Annotated in this window: 15 protein-coding genes; 9 read left to right on the top strand and 6 right to left on the bottom strand. The window is 61.9% G+C overall.

Annotation, left to right across the window (positions count from 1 at the left end; genetic code table 11):
* Positions 1 to 46: 46 nt before the first annotated feature.
* The 6 genes from rbfA to EOA16_RS07115 all read left to right on the top strand — a co-directional run bounded on the left by rbfA (position 47) and on the right by EOA16_RS07115 (position 6,728).
* Positions 47 to 472 (top strand): 30S ribosome-binding factor RbfA, encoded by a 426-nt coding sequence (gene rbfA / locus EOA16_RS07090; RefSeq protein ID WP_127256662.1) that lies wholly within the window; start codon positions 47 to 49, stop codon positions 470 to 472.
* Positions 472 to 1,482: a tRNA pseudouridine(55) synthase TruB gene (truB, locus tag EOA16_RS07095; protein WP_127256664.1), complete on the top strand. Its 1,011-nt coding sequence runs from the start codon at positions 472 to 474 to the stop codon at positions 1,480 to 1,482. Before rbfA ends, truB begins: the two co-directional genes overlap by 1 nt.
* Before the next feature lie 144 nt (positions 1,483 to 1,626).
* Positions 1,627 to 2,721: a magnesium/cobalt transporter CorA gene (corA, locus tag EOA16_RS07100; RefSeq protein WP_127256666.1), complete on the top strand. Its 1,095-nt coding sequence runs from the start codon at positions 1,627 to 1,629 to the stop codon at positions 2,719 to 2,721.
* Between the two features lie 139 nt (positions 2,722 to 2,860).
* On the top strand, positions 2,861 to 3,172 hold the full coding sequence (rpsO, locus tag EOA16_RS07105; RefSeq protein ID WP_281035828.1) for a 30S ribosomal protein S15: 312 nt from the start codon (positions 2,861 to 2,863) through the stop codon (positions 3,170 to 3,172).
* A gap of 288 nt (positions 3,173 to 3,460) precedes the next feature.
* Positions 3,461 to 5,608 (top strand): polyribonucleotide nucleotidyltransferase, encoded by a 2,148-nt coding sequence (gene pnp, locus EOA16_RS07110; RefSeq protein ID WP_127256668.1) that lies wholly within the window; start codon positions 3,461 to 3,463, stop codon positions 5,606 to 5,608.
* A gap of 100 nt (positions 5,609 to 5,708) precedes the next feature.
* The gene (locus EOA16_RS07115; protein ID WP_127256670.1) at positions 5,709 to 6,728 is read left to right on the top strand and encodes a class I SAM-dependent methyltransferase; all 1,020 of its coding nucleotides are present in this window, start codon (positions 5,709 to 5,711) and stop codon (positions 6,726 to 6,728) included.
* 74 nt (positions 6,729 to 6,802) lie between these two features.
* On the opposite strand, the gene EOA16_RS07120 is transcribed toward EOA16_RS07115, so the two are convergent.
* From EOA16_RS07120 to fabA, 4 genes are all read right to left on the bottom strand, one after another.
* Positions 6,803 to 8,347 (bottom strand): bifunctional diguanylate cyclase/phosphodiesterase, encoded by a 1,545-nt coding sequence (locus EOA16_RS07120; RefSeq protein ID WP_127256672.1) that lies wholly within the window; start codon positions 8,345 to 8,347, stop codon positions 6,803 to 6,805.
* 207 nt (positions 8,348 to 8,554) lie between these two features.
* Positions 8,555 to 9,367 (bottom strand): enoyl-ACP reductase FabI, encoded by an 813-nt coding sequence (gene fabI / locus EOA16_RS07125; RefSeq protein ID WP_127256674.1) that lies wholly within the window; start codon positions 9,365 to 9,367, stop codon positions 8,555 to 8,557.
* 13 nt (positions 9,368 to 9,380) lie between these two features.
* Positions 9,381 to 10,601: a beta-ketoacyl-ACP synthase I gene (fabB, locus tag EOA16_RS07130; RefSeq protein ID WP_127256676.1), complete on the bottom strand. Its 1,221-nt coding sequence runs from the start codon at positions 10,599 to 10,601 to the stop codon at positions 9,381 to 9,383.
* Positions 10,602 to 10,652: 51 nt separating this feature from the next.
* Positions 10,653 to 11,168: a 3-hydroxyacyl-[acyl-carrier-protein] dehydratase FabA gene (gene fabA, locus EOA16_RS07135; RefSeq protein WP_127256678.1), complete on the bottom strand. Its 516-nt coding sequence runs from the start codon at positions 11,166 to 11,168 to the stop codon at positions 10,653 to 10,655.
* A gap of 241 nt (positions 11,169 to 11,409) precedes the next feature.
* On the opposite strand from fabA, the gene irrA reads away from it, so the two are divergent.
* Positions 11,410 to 11,841 (top strand): iron response transcriptional regulator IrrA, encoded by a 432-nt coding sequence (irrA, locus tag EOA16_RS07140; protein WP_127256680.1) that lies wholly within the window; start codon positions 11,410 to 11,412, stop codon positions 11,839 to 11,841.
* 100 nt (positions 11,842 to 11,941) lie between these two features.
* The gene (locus EOA16_RS07145) at positions 11,942 to 12,301 is read left to right on the top strand and encodes a DUF4260 domain-containing protein (RefSeq protein WP_127256682.1); all 360 of its coding nucleotides are present in this window, start codon (positions 11,942 to 11,944) and stop codon (positions 12,299 to 12,301) included.
* 48 nt (positions 12,302 to 12,349) lie between these two features.
* Here EOA16_RS07145 and EOA16_RS07150 read toward each other — a convergent pair whose 3' ends face one another.
* The gene (locus EOA16_RS07150; protein ID WP_127256684.1) at positions 12,350 to 12,910 is read right to left on the bottom strand and encodes an SH3 domain-containing protein; all 561 of its coding nucleotides are present in this window, start codon (positions 12,908 to 12,910) and stop codon (positions 12,350 to 12,352) included.
* 146 nt (positions 12,911 to 13,056) lie between these two features.
* Here EOA16_RS07150 and EOA16_RS07155 point away from each other — a divergent pair, with 146 nt between their 5' ends.
* The gene (locus EOA16_RS07155) at positions 13,057 to 14,058 is read left to right on the top strand and encodes a D-glycerate dehydrogenase (protein WP_127256686.1); all 1,002 of its coding nucleotides are present in this window, start codon (positions 13,057 to 13,059) and stop codon (positions 14,056 to 14,058) included.
* 47 nt (positions 14,059 to 14,105) lie between these two features.
* Here EOA16_RS07155 and EOA16_RS07160 read toward each other — a convergent pair whose 3' ends face one another.
* Positions 14,106 to 14,594 carry a GNAT family N-acetyltransferase gene (locus EOA16_RS07160; RefSeq protein WP_127256688.1) on the bottom strand — a complete coding sequence of 163 codons (489 nt, stop codon included), beginning with the start codon at positions 14,592 to 14,594 and terminating at the stop codon, positions 14,106 to 14,108.
* Positions 14,595 to 14,598 lie beyond the last annotated feature (4 nt).

A 14,598-nucleotide genomic window follows, 5' to 3' on the forward strand; every position in this document is an offset into this window, starting at 1 on the left:
GCGGCGCGGTCCCATCCCGCGCCTCACGCTTTCAGGATAGAGAAAAATGCCCCGTCCAACTGCATCCAGCCCATCCCAGCGCATGCTGCGCGTCGCCGAACAGGTGCGCCATGCACTATCCGAAACCCTGCAGCGCGGCGAGATCATCGATCCGCTGATCGAGAACACCGTGGTGTCGGTCTCGGAAGTGCGCATGTCGCCCGATTTGAAGGTGGCTACCGCTTTCGTCTCGCCGCTCGGCGCCAAGGACACCGATGCGGTGGTCGAGGCGCTGAACAAGCATGCGAGATTCGTCCGTGGCCGTGTCTCCGGCGCGCTGCGGCAGATGAAGTTCATGCCGGAGTTCCGCTTCAAGCTCGACACCTCCTTCGACAATTTCGCCAGGATCAACGACCTGTTGAAGTCGCCCGAAGTGGCGCGCGATCTGGGTCCTGAGGACCAGGACAAAGACGACAGCAAGGACACCGAATAGTGGCGCGTCGCGGCAAGAAGAAGGGCCGGCCGATCTCGGGCTGGCTGATCCTGGACAAGCCGGTCGGCATGGGCTCGACCGAAGCCGTCTCCAAGATCAAATGGCTGTTCCAGGCGGAAAAGGCCGGCCATGCCGGCACGCTCGACCCGCTGGCGTCCGGCATGCTGCCGATCGCGCTTGGTGAGGCCACCAAGACCGTGCCTTATGTGCAGGACGGCGCCAAGATCTATCGCTTCACCGTTGCCTGGGGACAGGAACGCTCCACCGATGACCTCGAAGGTCCGGTGACGAAGGAGTCCGACCTGCGTCCATCGGAAACCGAGGTCAGGGCGCTGCTGCCGAAATACACCGGCGTCATCATGCAGACGCCGCCGCAATTCTCGGCCATCAAGATCGCGGGCGAGCGCGCCTATGATCTGGCCCGCGACGGCGCGACAGTCGACATACCCGCGCGCGAGATCGAGATCGGCCGTTTGGACGTTGTCGAGCACAGGGCCGACCATACTGTTTTCGAGGTCGAATGCGGCAAGGGCACCTATGTGCGCTCGCTGGCCCGCGACATGGGCCGCGACATGGGCTGTTTCGGCCATATCAGCGAATTGCGCCGGGTCGAGGTCGAGCCGTTCACGCCAGAGGATTTCGTCACCATCGCCGAACTGGAAGCCGCCCGTTTCGGCGTGCATGATGACAGCACGGACACGACGGACGTCACCGATACGGCCGAAGCCGCCGACACGGCAGAGGCTGCCGACAAGGTGGAAGTGCCAATCGACTTCGACGCCATCGATGCGCTCCTGGTTGACACGTCGGCTGCCCTCGATTGCCTGCCGCAGATCGCCATCAGCGATGACGCGGCAACCAAGATCCGCCTTGGCAACCCTGTCATTATCCGCGGCCGCGATGCACCGGTGGAAGCCGAGGAAGCCTGCGCCACGGCGCGTGGCAAGCTGGTTGCCATCGGCGCCATCGAGCAAGGCATGTTCAAGCCCAAGCGGGTCTTTGCCGGCTGACTCCTGTCGTCTTGAGTAATTCCAGGAAAAGTGTGAACGGTTTTCCGTCCGGAATTGCGTCAAAACAAAGAATTAGAGCGGTTCGCCGTTTCCGTGAAACGGCGAACCGCTCTAATGTCGGACCAGGACTCGCGCGAGGGGCATATGGCAAAGGCAGAGGCGGTCAAGAAGCGGGCGCCGGTGAAAACAAGGCGGCCGCCGGTCGGTGCATCGCCCGGCACGCTGATCGCCGACCCCTCGGCGCGGCGCAGCGAACTCAGGCTGACCCTGATCTCGCCGCAGAAATTCAAGACCATCGAAAATGCCAGCATCGACGACCTCAACACCCATTGCGACAAATGGCCGGTTATCTGGCTCGATTGTACCGGCCTCGCCAACATCCCCCTGATCGAGGAGATCGGCCGCATATTCAGCCTGCATCCGCTGGCGCTGGAGGACGTCGTCAACACCGGCCAACGGCCCAAGGTCGACTTCTTCGAGGATCATGCCTTTGTCGTCGTCAGGATGATCGACGATGTCACCTCGCACCGCTATGAGCAGATCGCCGTCTTCTTCGGCAGCAATTTCGTCGTCACCTTCCAGGAGCGGGAAGGCGATCCGTTCGATCCGGTGCGCAAGCGCATCGAAAGTTCGGCGCCCAACCGGCTGCGCGCCCGCGGCGCCGACTACCTTGCCTATGCGCTGATCGATGCCATCGTCGACAGTTATTTTCCGCCGATCGAGGCCGCCGGCGACACCGTCGACAGCATTGAGGACGAGATGCTGCATTCGCCGCACAAGCATCAGATGCGGCAGCTGCATGAATTGCGGCGCGACGCCAACGTGCTGAAAGGCGTGCTGTGGCCGATGCGCGATGCGCTGGCGACGCTGATCCGCAACGACGTGCCCTATGTGAAGGCCGAGACCAAGATCTTCCTCAACGACACGCTCGACCATGCGCTCAGGCTGATCGAGCTGGTCGAGACCCAGCGCGACATGCTGACCGGCCTGATCGAGATGCACCTGTCGCTGAGCCAGGCGCGCACCAACGACGTCATCAGCTATCTCACCATCGTCTCGGTCATCTTCATGCCGCTCACCTTCCTGGTCGGCATCTGGGGCATGAATTTCGATCCGGAGTCTTCGCCCTGGAACATGCCGGAACTGAAGGCCTATTATGGCTATCCCTTGTCGCTGCTGTTCATGGCGCTTGTCGCATTCGGGCTGATCGCCTTCTTCAAATGGAAGAAATGGCTTTGACAAGGATAAACCTGCCATTTTGGCCTGAAAAGCCGGCTTGTGAATTGGGCTGGCGTTTTCCGGGGAATTGCACTATATGCGCCGCAGCATAGCGCTGTGACGCTTTGCTCGCACCGGCCCCTGCTGGACGACATCCCGGCTGAGGGCGACCCGTTTCCTCGAACAGATAAGGAAAAACACGATGTCGATTACTGCCGAGCGCAAACAGGAATTGATGGGTGAATTCGCAACCGCCAAGGGCGATACCGGGTCTCCGGAAGTCCAGGTGGCCATCCTTTCCGAGCGCATCAAGAACCTGACCGACCACTTCAAGGACCACAAGAAGGATAACCATTCCCGCCGTGGTCTGCTTGCTCTCGTCTCCCAGCGCCGCAGCCTGCTTGATTATCTCAAGCGCAAGGACGACGCGCGCTACCAGACGCTGATCGAGAAGCTCGGTCTGCGTCGTTGACGAATTGACCGGCGGGCTTTCCTAGGAGAGCCCGCCGGTCGCGCATTCTGCCAGTCGTATCGACTGGCCAGACCCGGTTTCGATCGTGCAGAGGGCACTCGAAACCGCCCATGGACGGTCATGGGGCAGGATTGCAGGACGCTCGCGCGCGCTCGCCGCGCCGAAACTACCCGAGCCTCCCGTTGTCTTGCCCGTGGCTGCCCGAGAAAGGAAGCCAGGGAAAGGGCATCTCCGCGCACCGTGAAACGGCGCGGCCCTTTCCTCATATTCTCATATTAAGGACAAGAGATGTTCAATCACCACAAAGTGGAAATCGAATGGGGCGGTCGTCCGCTCATCCTCGAAACCGGCAAGATCGCCCGCCAGGCTGATGGCGCGGTGCTCGCCACCTACGGCGAGACCAAGGTCCTCGCCACCGTCGTTTCGATGAAGGAGCCGAAGCCCGGCCTCGATTTCTTTCCGCTGACCGTCAACTACCAGGAAAAGACCTACGCCGCCGGCAAGATCCCAGGTGGCTATTTCAAGCGTGAAGGCCGTCCGAGCGAGAAGGAAACGCTGGTTTCCCGCCTCATCGACCGCCCGATCCGCCCGCTCTTCGCCGCAGGCTACAAGAACGACACCCAGATCGTCGTCACCGTCGTCCAGCATGATCTCGAGAACGATCCCGACATCCTGTCGATCGTCGCCACTTCGGCTGCCCTGACGCTCTCAGGCGTCCCCTTCATGGGCCCCATCGGCGGCGCCCGCGTCGGCTACATCAACGGTGAATACGTGCTCAACCCGCATGTCGACGAGATGCAGGAATCCAAGCTCGACCTGATCGTCGCCGGCACCAGCGACGCCGTGCTGATGGTCGAGTCCGAAGCCAAGGAATTGGGCGAAGAGCTGATGCTCGGCGCCGTCATGTTCGGCCACAAGGGTTTCCAGCCGGTCATCGACGCCATCATCAAGCTGGCCGAAGTTGCCGCCAAGGAGCCGCGCGACTTCACCGCGCCGGACTATTCCGCGCTTGAAGCCGAGATGCTGAAGATCGTCGGGGACGAACTCAGCAATGCCTACAAGAACGTCGACAAGCAGAAGCGTTACGCCGCCGTCGACGCCGTCAAGTCTAAGGTCAAGGCAGCGTTTGCCCCGGCCGAAGGCGAAGATGCCAGGTACACTTCCGAGCAGATCGGTTCGGTATTCAAGGAACTCCAGGCCAAGGTCGTGCGCTGGAACATCCTCGACACCGGCTCGCGCATCGATGGCCGTGACCTCAAGACGGTCCGCAAGATCGTCTCCGAAGTCGGCGTCCTGCCGCGCACCCACGGTTCGGCGCTGTTCACCCGCGGCGAGACCCAGGCGCTGGTCGTTGCCACGCTCGGCACCGGCGAGGACGAGCAGTATGTCGACTCGCTGACCGGCATGTACAAGGAGAAGTTCCTCCTTCACTACAACTTCCCTCCCTACTCCGTCGGTGAAACGGGCCGCATGGGATCGCCGGGCCGGCGCGAAATCGGCCATGGCAAGCTCGCCTGGCGCGCCATTCGCCCGATGCTGCCGAGTGCCGACCAGTTCCCCTACACGCTGCGCGTCGTCTCGGAGATCACCGAGTCCAACGGTTCGTCGTCGATGGCCACTGTCTGCGGCACCTCGCTGGCGCTGATGGATGCCGGCGTGCCGCTGGCCAAGCCCGTCGCCGGTATCGCCATGGGCCTGATCAAGGAAGGCGAGCGGTTCGCCGTTCTGTCCGACATCCTCGGTGACGAAGATCACCTCGGCGATATGGACTTCAAGGTCGCCGGCACCGCCAGCGGCATCACCTCGCTGCAGATGGATATCAAGATCGAAGGCATCACCGAGGAGATCATGAAGATCGCGCTGGACCAGGCCAAGGATGGCCGCCAGCACATCCTCGGCGAGATGGCGCATGCTCTGACCGGCGCGCGTTCGGAACTGGGTGAGTTCGCGCCGCGCATCGAAGTGATGCACATCCCGACCGACAAGATCCGTGACGTGATCGGCTCGGGCGGCAAGGTCATCCGCGAGATCGTCGAAAAGACCGGCGCCAAGATCAACATCGAGGACGACGGCACGGTCAAGATCGCTTCGTCCAACGCCAAGGAGATCGAGGCGGCGAAGAAGTGGATCCACACCATCGTCGCCGAGCCGGAAGTCGGCGAGATCTACGAAGGTACGGTCGTCAAGACCGCGGACTTCGGCGCTTTCGTCAACTTCTTCGGTCCGCGTGACGGCCTCGTCCACATCTCGCAGCTTGCCAACGACCGGGTCGCCAAGACCTCGGACGTGGTCAAGGAAGGCGACAAGGTCTGGGTCAAGCTGATGGGCTTCGACGAGCGCGGCAAGGTCCGCCTGTCGATGAAGGTCGTCGACCAGGCCACCGGCAAGGAACTCGCCCGCGACAAGAAGACCGAAGGCGAAGAAAACGCCGCCTGATTGGTCTGAGACCATGAATCGAAACGGGCGCGGCTTATGTCGCGCCCGTTTTCATTTTCAGTCTGGCTTTCAGAGCGCTTAGACAAGTCGAGATCCAACAATGTCCGCCGAGCCGTTGAAGACGCTTTTCCATCCCTTCGAGGCGGAGGCTGTTCCTCTGCCGGGAAAGGGCACGCGCGCCCTGTTTCTCGGCGCTGAGCCGGGTTTTCGCCTGCCTGAAGGCTTTGAGGCGACCCTTCACCTCGTGCAGGGCTTCCGACTGCATTTTAGCGCGCTGCAGGCGTCTGGCTTCGTCGTCACCGCGCAAGTGGAAGGCGATGGCTTCGATATGGCACTTGTGCTCGCCGGCCGGCATCGCGGCCTGAACGAAGTGCGCCTCGCGCAGGCGCTTGAGCGCGTGGCACCGGGCGGCCTGGTCGTCATTGCCGGCGGCAAGGACGATGGCATTGCCAGCCTGCGCAAGCGCGTTGACGAGCTTGTGCCGCTTGAAGGCCATTTGCCCAAATATCACGGCGTTGCCTTCTGGTTGCGACGTCCCGCCGATCTGGCCGCCGCGGATGAATTGCGCGCTGCCAATCCCGCTCTGCTGGTTGAAAGCCGGTTCCACACCGCGCCCGGCATGTTCTCCTTCGACCGGATCGATAGCGGTTCGAGACTGCTGGTCGAGAACCTGCCCGATGATCTGCGTGGCAACATTGCCGATTTCTGCGCTGGTTGGGGCTATGTGGCTGCCGAGATCGCCGCCCGCTCCCCCGGCGTTCAGGCGCTCGACCTCTATGAGGCCGATTTCGCCGCGCTCGAAGCCGCGAAGCTCAATCTGCCAGGGGTCATCCAGTCGATCGCCAGAAACTTCTTCTGGATCGATCTGCTGAAGGAACCGGTAGAGAAGCGCTACGACGCGATCGTCATGAACCCGCCCTTTCACCGCAGCCGGGCGGCCGAGCCGGAGATCGGCGCCGGCATGATTCGCGCGGCGGCCAAGGCCTTGAAGCCGGGTGGGCGGCTGTTCATGGTCGCCAACCGTCAGCTTCCCTATGAGCCGATCCTGGCGGCTGCCTTTTCGAGCCATGCCGAACTCGCTCGCGACGGCATGTTCAAGGTGCTTTCCGCTCGTCGTTGAAGCATGATCCCGAAAAGTGGATACCGGTTTTCGGGAAAGATTATGCTCGGACGAAAACAGACATCGCGTCGCACTCAATGCAGATTGGCGACGCGTCGGACCTCGTCGGTGACATGCGCGTCGCCGACCCTGATCTTGAGGGGGGCCGGCCTGCCGTACAGGTAGCCTTGCACCACTTCGCAGCCGGCCGCCCTGAGCAGCGTCGCCTGGCTTTCGGTCTCGACACCTTCGGCAATGATGCTGACGCCGAGCGCGCGCGAAAGCCCGACGATGGTCGAGACGACCGCGCCGGAGCTGGAATCGGTGTCGAGGCGGCTGACGAAGGACCGGTCGATCTTCAGCTTGCCGAACGAGAAATCGATCAGGTAGCTCAAATTGGAATAGCCGGTACCGAAATCGTCGACGGCGACCGAGATGCCCATATCCGCAAGCTCCTTCAGGATGGCGGCGGCGCGGTCGCGGTCCTGCATCATCGCCGTCTCGGTCACTTCCAGTTCCAGCCGCGACGGCTTGATTCCGGTGCTCATCATGGTGTCGCGCACGATACCGACGAAGTCCTTGGTCATGAACTGCACGGGCGAGATGTTGACAGCGACGAAGCAGTCGTCGGGCAGATGCCGGGCGTCGCTGCAGGCTTTGCGCAGCACCCATTCGCCGATCGGGCCGATCATGCCGGTTTCCTCGGCGATCGGAATGAACTCCATCGGCGGGATCATGCCGCGTTCCGGATGCCGCCAGCGGATCAACGCTTCGTACCCGACGATGCGGCCGGTCGGGAGATCGAGCTGCGGCTGGTAATGAAGATCGAAGTCACCGCGCTCGAAGCCTATATGCAGTTCGGATTCGATCCATTGGCGATGGTCGGCGACCCTGCCCATTTCGGCATGAAAGACCGACCAGTTGCCGACGCCGCTGGCGCGCGCGTTCTGCAGCGCCAGATTGGAGCGGCGCAGGATGAGGACGGGATCGACGCCGTCCTTTGGCATAGCCACGATGCCCACCGACAGGCTGACCGATTGCAGGTGCGTGCCGAGCTCATAGGGCTCCATCATCTCGTCGATGAGCCTTTCTACAGTGCTTTCCAAGGACCCCGAAACCTGGTTGTCAGGGAGCAGGATCGCGAATTCACCGGCACCGATGCGTCCGATCAGCGCGCGCGGTGGCACGCAAGTCTTCAATCGCTTGGTGAAGGCGCGGATCAGCTTGTCGCCCTGGCTGTAGCCGATGGCGTCGTTGATCTGTTTGAACCGATCGATGTCGATATCGATAAGAAACATCGGCTCACCGGTCCGGCTTGTCGCGCATGCCGCCTCGGCAATCTTGCCGACCATCGCCGGTCGTGCCACCAGGCCGGTCAGCTTGTCGAAATGTGTTTCCGTGAAGACGAAATCCGCTGATTCATCGACGCCGGCGAAGAAGGACATCGCGGCGACCGACGCCGCCAGTGCGCAAAGAGCGGCCATCACAGAGACCATCATGTCCGCGGAGATGCCGGCAAAACCATCGCCGAGACCGAGCTTCAGGCCCCAGAGCCCGAGGACGAAACTGCCGAGACCCGAACTCGCTATGGTGAGCAGTCGGAACACCGGTGTTCGCTTCGGGTTGCTGACGGCGAGCATTGAAAGTTCCCCTGAGTACGGGACCTTCTAGCGGATATCTCCTTAAAATGAGTTTCCGCGAATGAATCCAATTTTATTGGACCTCAAGTATTTCTTGAGCGGATCAATGCGCCTGGCGCTGAAACGGATTCCATTGGCGCGCTTTAAGCTTCGTGTCTTCAAATGTCGCCATTTCAAAACCGCCGCGCACCTTTTGGGCGACAGGCGTTAGTCTCGTCCGCCGTCGGTCTGCTTCAATTCGTCGAGCGTCGGCATGGAAACGATGTGATAGCCGGAATCAACATAGTGGATTTCGCCGGTAACCCCGGAAGACAGATCCGACAACAGGTAAAGTGCCGAGCCGCCGACCTCGTCGATGGTCACCGTGCGGCGCAGCGGCGAGTTTCGCTGCTGGTAGGAGAACATGTGGCGCGCATCGGAAATGCCGGCGCCGGCGAGCGTGCGCACCGGTCCAGCCGATATGCCGTTCACCCGGATGCCGCGCGGACCGTAATCGTTGGCGAGGTACCGGACACTCGCCTCCAGTCCGGCCTTGGCGACGCCCATGACATTGTAGTTCGGCATGACGCGGACCGAGCCCGCATAGGTCAGCGTGATCATCGATCCGCCGTCTTTCATCAAGGTGGCAGCATGGCGGGCGACTTCGGTGAAGGAGTAGCAGGAGATCACCATGGTGCGGACGAAATTGTCCCGGCTGGTGTCGGCGTAAAGGCCCTTCAGCTCGTTCTTGTCGGAAAAGCCAATGGCGTGGACGACGAAATCCAGCCCGCCCCATTCCTTGCCCAGGGTTTCGAACGTGGAGGCGACCGAAGCACTGTCCTCGACGTCGCACGGCACGACCAGCGAGGCGCCGAGCTTGTCGGCCAGCGGCTTGACCCGGCGTCCGAAGGCATCGCCCTGATAGGTGAAGGCGAGTTCCGCCCCATGTTCGGATAATTTCCGGGCGATGCCCCAGGCGATCGAATGATCGTTGGCGACACCCATGACAAGCCCGCGCTTGCCTTTCATCAATCCGTCCATGGCCGGCAAATCCTTATGCGGAATAGCGCTGGAAAACGAGCGTGGCGTTGGTGCCGCCGAAGCCGAACGAATTGGACAAGACGGTGTCGATGCTGGCGTCGTCGATGCGCTTTCGCACGATCGGCATACCCTCGAATTCGGGATCCAGGGTCTCGATGTGGGCGCTTTCGCCGATGAAACCGCCCTGCATCATCAGGATCGAGTAGATGGATTCCTGCACGCCGGCAGCGCCCAGCGAATGGCCGGTCAGCGACTTCGTCGAGGTGATATATGGCATCTCTGGCCCGAACACTTCGCGGATCGCTCCCATTTCCTTGGAATCACCCACCGGCGTCGAGGTGCCGTGGGTGTTGATGTAGTCGACCGGGGTGGCAACCGTGGCCAGCGCCTGGCGCATGCAGCGGACCGCGCCCTCGCCTGAAGGAGCAACCATGTCATAGCCATCCGACGTCGCGCCATAGCCGACGATCTCGGCATAGATCTTGGCACCGCGCGCCTTGGCATGCTCAAGCTCTTCCAGCACCAGCACGCCGGCCCCGCCGGCAATGACGAAGCCGTCTCGATTGACGTCATACGCACGCGAAGCGGCGGACGCCCGGTCGTTGAATTTCGACGACATTGCGCCCATCGCGTCGAACAGGTCCGACATCGTCCAGTCGAGATCCTCGTGGCCGCCGGCGAAGACGATGTCCTGCTTGCCCCACTGGATCAATTCATAGCCATTGCCGATGCAATGCGCCGAGGTCGAACAGGCCGACGAGATCGAGTAGTTGACGCCGTGGATCTTGAACCATGTGGCAAGCGTCGCCGATGCGGTCGACGACATTGCCTTCGGCACCGCGAACGGACCGATGCGCTTTGGACTGCCGTTCTTCAGCGTCGTTTCGGCCGCCTCAACGATGGTGCGGGTGGATGGCCCGCCCGATCCCATGACGATGCCGGTGCGCTCATTGGTGATGTCGCTCTCGCCGAGGCCCGCATCCGCGATCGCCTGGTCCATGGCGACATGGTTCCAGGCAGCACCCTGGCTCAGGAAGCGCATCGCACGGCGATCGATCATCGCCGATGGATCGAGCGTCGGCGCTCCCCATACCTGGCAACGGAAGCCATGTTCGGCGAAGGAATCCGAGAAGCTGATGCCGGATCTGGCGTCATGCAGCGAGGCTTGCACCTCGTTGGCATTGTTGCCGATCGACGACACGATGCCGATGCCTGTGACTACGACACGTCTCATTCGCAACTCCTTCCAGGGATGCTGGCCAGGGGGGCCGGCCAGGGATGCCGGTCAGCCAACCGCCGACTGCTTGGACAGACCGACTTTCAAATCCGTTGCCGCGTATATGGGTTCGCCATCCGCCTTCAGCCAGCCATCGGCGATGCCGAGCACCAGACGGCCCCGCATCACGCGCTTGAAGTCGATGCCATATTCGACCTTCTTCACAGAGGGCGTGACCATGCCCTTGAATTTCACTTCGCCGGTCGACAGCGCCATTCCCTTGCCGGGTTCGCCCAGCCAGCCAAGATAGAAGCCCGTCAATTGCCACATGGCGTCGAGGCCGAGGCACCCCGGCATGATTGGATTGCCGATGAAATGGCAGGCAAAGAACCACAGGTCCGGCTTGATGTCGAACTCCGCGCGGATGAAACCCTTCTCGAAGGCGCCGCCGGTCTCGCTGATCTCCGTGATGCGGTCGAACATCAGCATCGGCGGATAGGGAAGCTGGGCATTGCCCGGTCCGAACAGTTCTCCGCGGGCGCAGGCCAGCAATTCGTCGTACTCGTAGCTGGTTTTACCCGCCATCAATCTCATCCCATATCGTTCCGGGCTATCGGGTGCCCTTGTCGTTGGTTTCCTAACACAATCTGTTTCAGGCCGGAAACCGGCGTTTGCGCTTAGCCTGCTCGTCTGCCTGGGTCAATGCGCGCTATTGATCGCATTCGGCCGACAGAATATATGTCCTGAGAGGTCCGGTTTCGGCAGACGTTCATTTTTTTGCCATTCTGGGCGTGTCTTGGGGCGGAACTGTGGGGTTCGACGAGAGATGGACCTGGACGGCCGGAAGGAAAATGTCGCTGTGGACAAGCGGGTCCGTGAAGCCGGCCTGAGGCCGACGCGTCAGCGCATTGCGCTGGCCGATCTGCTTTTCGCCAAGGGCGACCGTCATCTGTCGGCCGAGGAGCTGCACGAGGAGGCGGTTGCCGCTGGCGTGCCGGTGTCGCTGGCCACCGTCTACAATGCCCTTCACCAGTTCACCCAGGCGGGACTTTTGCGCATCCTCGCCGTCGAGGGCGCGAAAACCTATTTCGACACCAACACCTCCGATCACCACCATTTCTACATCGAAGGCGAAAACCGCATATTCGACATCGACAGTGGTCCGGTGACGGTTGCCAACCTGCCGGAGCCTCCGGAAGGGATGGAGATCGCCAATGTCGACATCGTCGTGAGGCTGCGTCCCAAACGCTGCCAATGACCGGCGAGGCCGGAATGATCGGCTGGACCAAAATGAGCGGCAAGGCCAGAATCATCGGCAAGGCCAGAATCTTCGACCAGGCCAGAATCTTCGACCAGGGATGAAACCCCTCGATCTCGCGATCCGGCTCGAATGGGCAATCGCGGCGGTGGCTGCCGTCGTTTTCTACGGCTCAACCGGCACATCCTGGTGGCTGTTCGGATTGCTTATCTTGGCACCTGACCTGTCGATGTCAGGCTATCTGGCGGGTCCACGCGTCGGTGCCCTTGCCTACAACGCCTTGCACATCCTGATCGTGCCCGTGCTGTTGCTGCTCGCCGGGCACATGTGGGGCAATGCGGTCGCGATGACGGTTGCGCTGATCTGGATCGCCCACATAGCCATCGATCGTGCGCTGGGTTACGGCCTGAAGCTGTCAACCGGCTTTCAGGAAACCCATCTCGGCCGCATCGGGCGCTGAACCACGACCGCGAATCTTCGAAAGGTCGCTGTCAACGGGTGAAAAGAATCAGTCCTTGACCCGTTCGCCGGGATAGGCGCCCCAGACAATCGACTGGGCAAGCCAGCCGGTGTGGCCGTCGAACGTCATTTCGCACCACTGACCGTCGCAGGATTTGATCGTGCCCATCACACCCGGCTCGATCATCGCGACCACCCTTGCGTCCTTGTCGGGGCTGTTGAGAAGGTTGACCTGCGAGCCCTTGCCGCGCTGCCATGGTGCGACGATTGCCGTACGTCGACCGGAAAGCAGCGACTGGTTGATCCAGCCTTCCGAACCGTCGGCATCACGTACGCGGCGCCATGTGTCGAATTCCTGGATGATCTCCATCGGCAGGCCGGCCTTCATGTACATCCAGTCGACCGAGTAGTTGGCGCCGGGGCCGACGCGCGAGTTGACGCGGCCGGATTTCAGGCTGACGAAGCGCGGCAGCGGCAGGCCGCTCGGCCCGAGCGTGACGACGCTTTGGGCGGGTGCTGCGGCACTCTGCGCGGCCACAAGCGGAGAATAAAGCAGCGCGCCGAGAAATGCTGCACTGAGGGTCAGGCGAAGCGACGCGAAACCAGACACTTTCGTTCCTTTCGGCGCTTGCCCATCGGCCTCGGCGCCCCTTTTTCTTTGTCTTCGGCGGCACCGCTTGTTACAGGAAGTAATCGGCACCGCGACGGCTTTCAGTTTCGCCGGTCTTGGTTAAAGAGGTCTCAACGAGGGAAACAATGGCAGGCAAAAAGAAGCCTCTCGTGGTCATCACGCGAAAGCTGCCCGATCCGGTCGAGACCCGTATGCGTGAACTGTTCGACGCAAGGCTGAATGTCGAGGACCGGCCAATGACGCAGCCGGAACTGGTTGCTGCGGTCAAGGAGGCCGACGTGTTGGTGCCGACCGTAACCGACCAGATCGACGCGGCGCTGATCGCCCAGGCCGGCGACAACCTCAAACTGATCGCCAACTTCGGCAATGGCGTCGACAAGATCGATGTCGCGGCCGCGGCCAAGAGGGGCATCACCGTCACCAACACGCCGAATGTCCTGACCGAGGACACCGCCGACATGACCATGGCGCTGATGCTGGCGGTGCCGCGGCGGCTGGCGGAGGGTGCCAATGTGCTCACCGGCGACAAGAAATGGGCTGGCTGGTCGCCGACCTGGATGCTGGGCCGGCGCATCTGGGGCAAGCGGCTCGGCATTGTCGGCATGGGCCGCATCGGCACCGCCGTCGCCAGGCGGGCCAAGGCCTTCGGACTGTCGATCCACTATCACAATCGTCACCGCGTGCTGCCGGAGGTGGAAGACGGGCTGGAGGCGACCTATTGGGAAAGCCTCGACCAGATGCTGGCCCGCATGGATATCATCTCGGTCAACTGTCCCTCGACGCCGGCAACCTTCCATCTGCTTTCGGCGCGGCGGCTGGCGCTGCTGCAGCCCACCGCCTATGTCGTCAACACCGCGCGCGGCGACATCATCGACGAGGAAGCACTGGTCAAGCTGATCCAGGACGGCAAGATCGCCGGCGCCGGCCTCGATGTCTACGAGCACGAGCCGGCCTTGAACGGCAAGCTGCTGAAGCTCGCGGCCAAGAACAAGGTCGTGCTTTTGCCGCATATGGGCTCGGCGACGCTCGAGGGCCGCATCGACATGGGTGAAAAGGTCATCATCAATATCCGCGCCTTCGTTGACGGCCACCGCCCACCAGACCGCGTGCTGCCGCTCAGGACCTGACGCTGTCGTGGTGCAATATCCTTGGCCTACAAACCGTAAGATAGGACTTACGGGAGGGCTTTGCGCATGGTGATCGAGGTCGGCCTGGCATAGCCCTCATGCGCCGTCCGTTCGGTTTCGCGAAAACCGAAGCGGGCAAAGGCCGCATGGTTTGCGGTCAACTCGATCCGCGTCTGAAGCTCGATGGCGAACTTGCCGCGGCTGCGGGCAAGGTCTTCGATCGCCTGCATCAGCCGTCGGCCAATGCCTTGTCCCTGGCAGTCCGGCGCGACGGCGAGCTTGCCGACATAGAGTTCCGCCACCCTTTCAAGGGCAAAGACGCAGCCGACGATCCTGTCGCCCCTGATTGCAACGAAGCCGGTCTCCCGCCGCGCCTTGTCCCGCAGGCCATTGGCGGTCAGCAGGTGGGCCGAGGAGGGCGGGTCGATGACGCCGTCCATCGAGGCGAAGGCACGCATGATCAATGCGAGCACATCGTCCCAACGGTCGAAATCGGTCGGAATCCGCGTGATGGAGACAGCTTCGATCCGGTCCAAGAAT

Source organism: Mesorhizobium sp. M7A.F.Ca.US.008.03.1.1, assembly GCF_003997495.1.
Lineage (GTDB): Bacteria > Pseudomonadota > Alphaproteobacteria > Rhizobiales > Rhizobiaceae > Mesorhizobium.

Excerpts from the sequence above, each read along its gene's own strand:
- EOA16_RS07155 (WP_127256686.1), top strand. The coding sequence starts at position 13,057 with ATGGCAGGCAAAAAGAAGCCTCTCGTGGTCATCACGCGAAAGCTGCCC.
- corA (WP_127256666.1), top strand. The coding sequence starts at position 1,627 with ATGGCAAAGGCAGAGGCGGTCAAGAAGCGGGCGCCGGTGAAAACAAGG.
- fabA (WP_127256678.1), bottom strand. The coding sequence starts at position 11,168 with ATGGCGGGTAAAACCAGCTACGAGTACGACGAATTGCTGGCCTGCGCC.
- fabI (WP_127256674.1), bottom strand. The coding sequence starts at position 9,367 with ATGGACGGATTGATGAAAGGCAAGCGCGGGCTTGTCATGGGTGTCGCC.
- pnp (WP_127256668.1), top strand. The coding sequence starts at position 3,461 with ATGTTCAATCACCACAAAGTGGAAATCGAATGGGGCGGTCGTCCGCTC.
- irrA (WP_127256680.1), top strand. The coding sequence starts at position 11,410 with ATGGACCTGGACGGCCGGAAGGAAAATGTCGCTGTGGACAAGCGGGTC.
- rbfA (WP_127256662.1), top strand. The coding sequence starts at position 47 with ATGCCCCGTCCAACTGCATCCAGCCCATCCCAGCGCATGCTGCGCGTC.
- EOA16_RS07145 (WP_127256682.1), top strand. The coding sequence starts at position 11,942 with ATGAAACCCCTCGATCTCGCGATCCGGCTCGAATGGGCAATCGCGGCG.
- EOA16_RS07115 (WP_127256670.1), top strand. The coding sequence starts at position 5,709 with ATGTCCGCCGAGCCGTTGAAGACGCTTTTCCATCCCTTCGAGGCGGAG.
- EOA16_RS07120 (WP_127256672.1), bottom strand. The coding sequence starts at position 8,347 with ATGCTCGCCGTCAGCAACCCGAAGCGAACACCGGTGTTCCGACTGCTC.
- fabB (WP_127256676.1), bottom strand. The coding sequence starts at position 10,601 with ATGAGACGTGTCGTAGTCACAGGCATCGGCATCGTGTCGTCGATCGGC.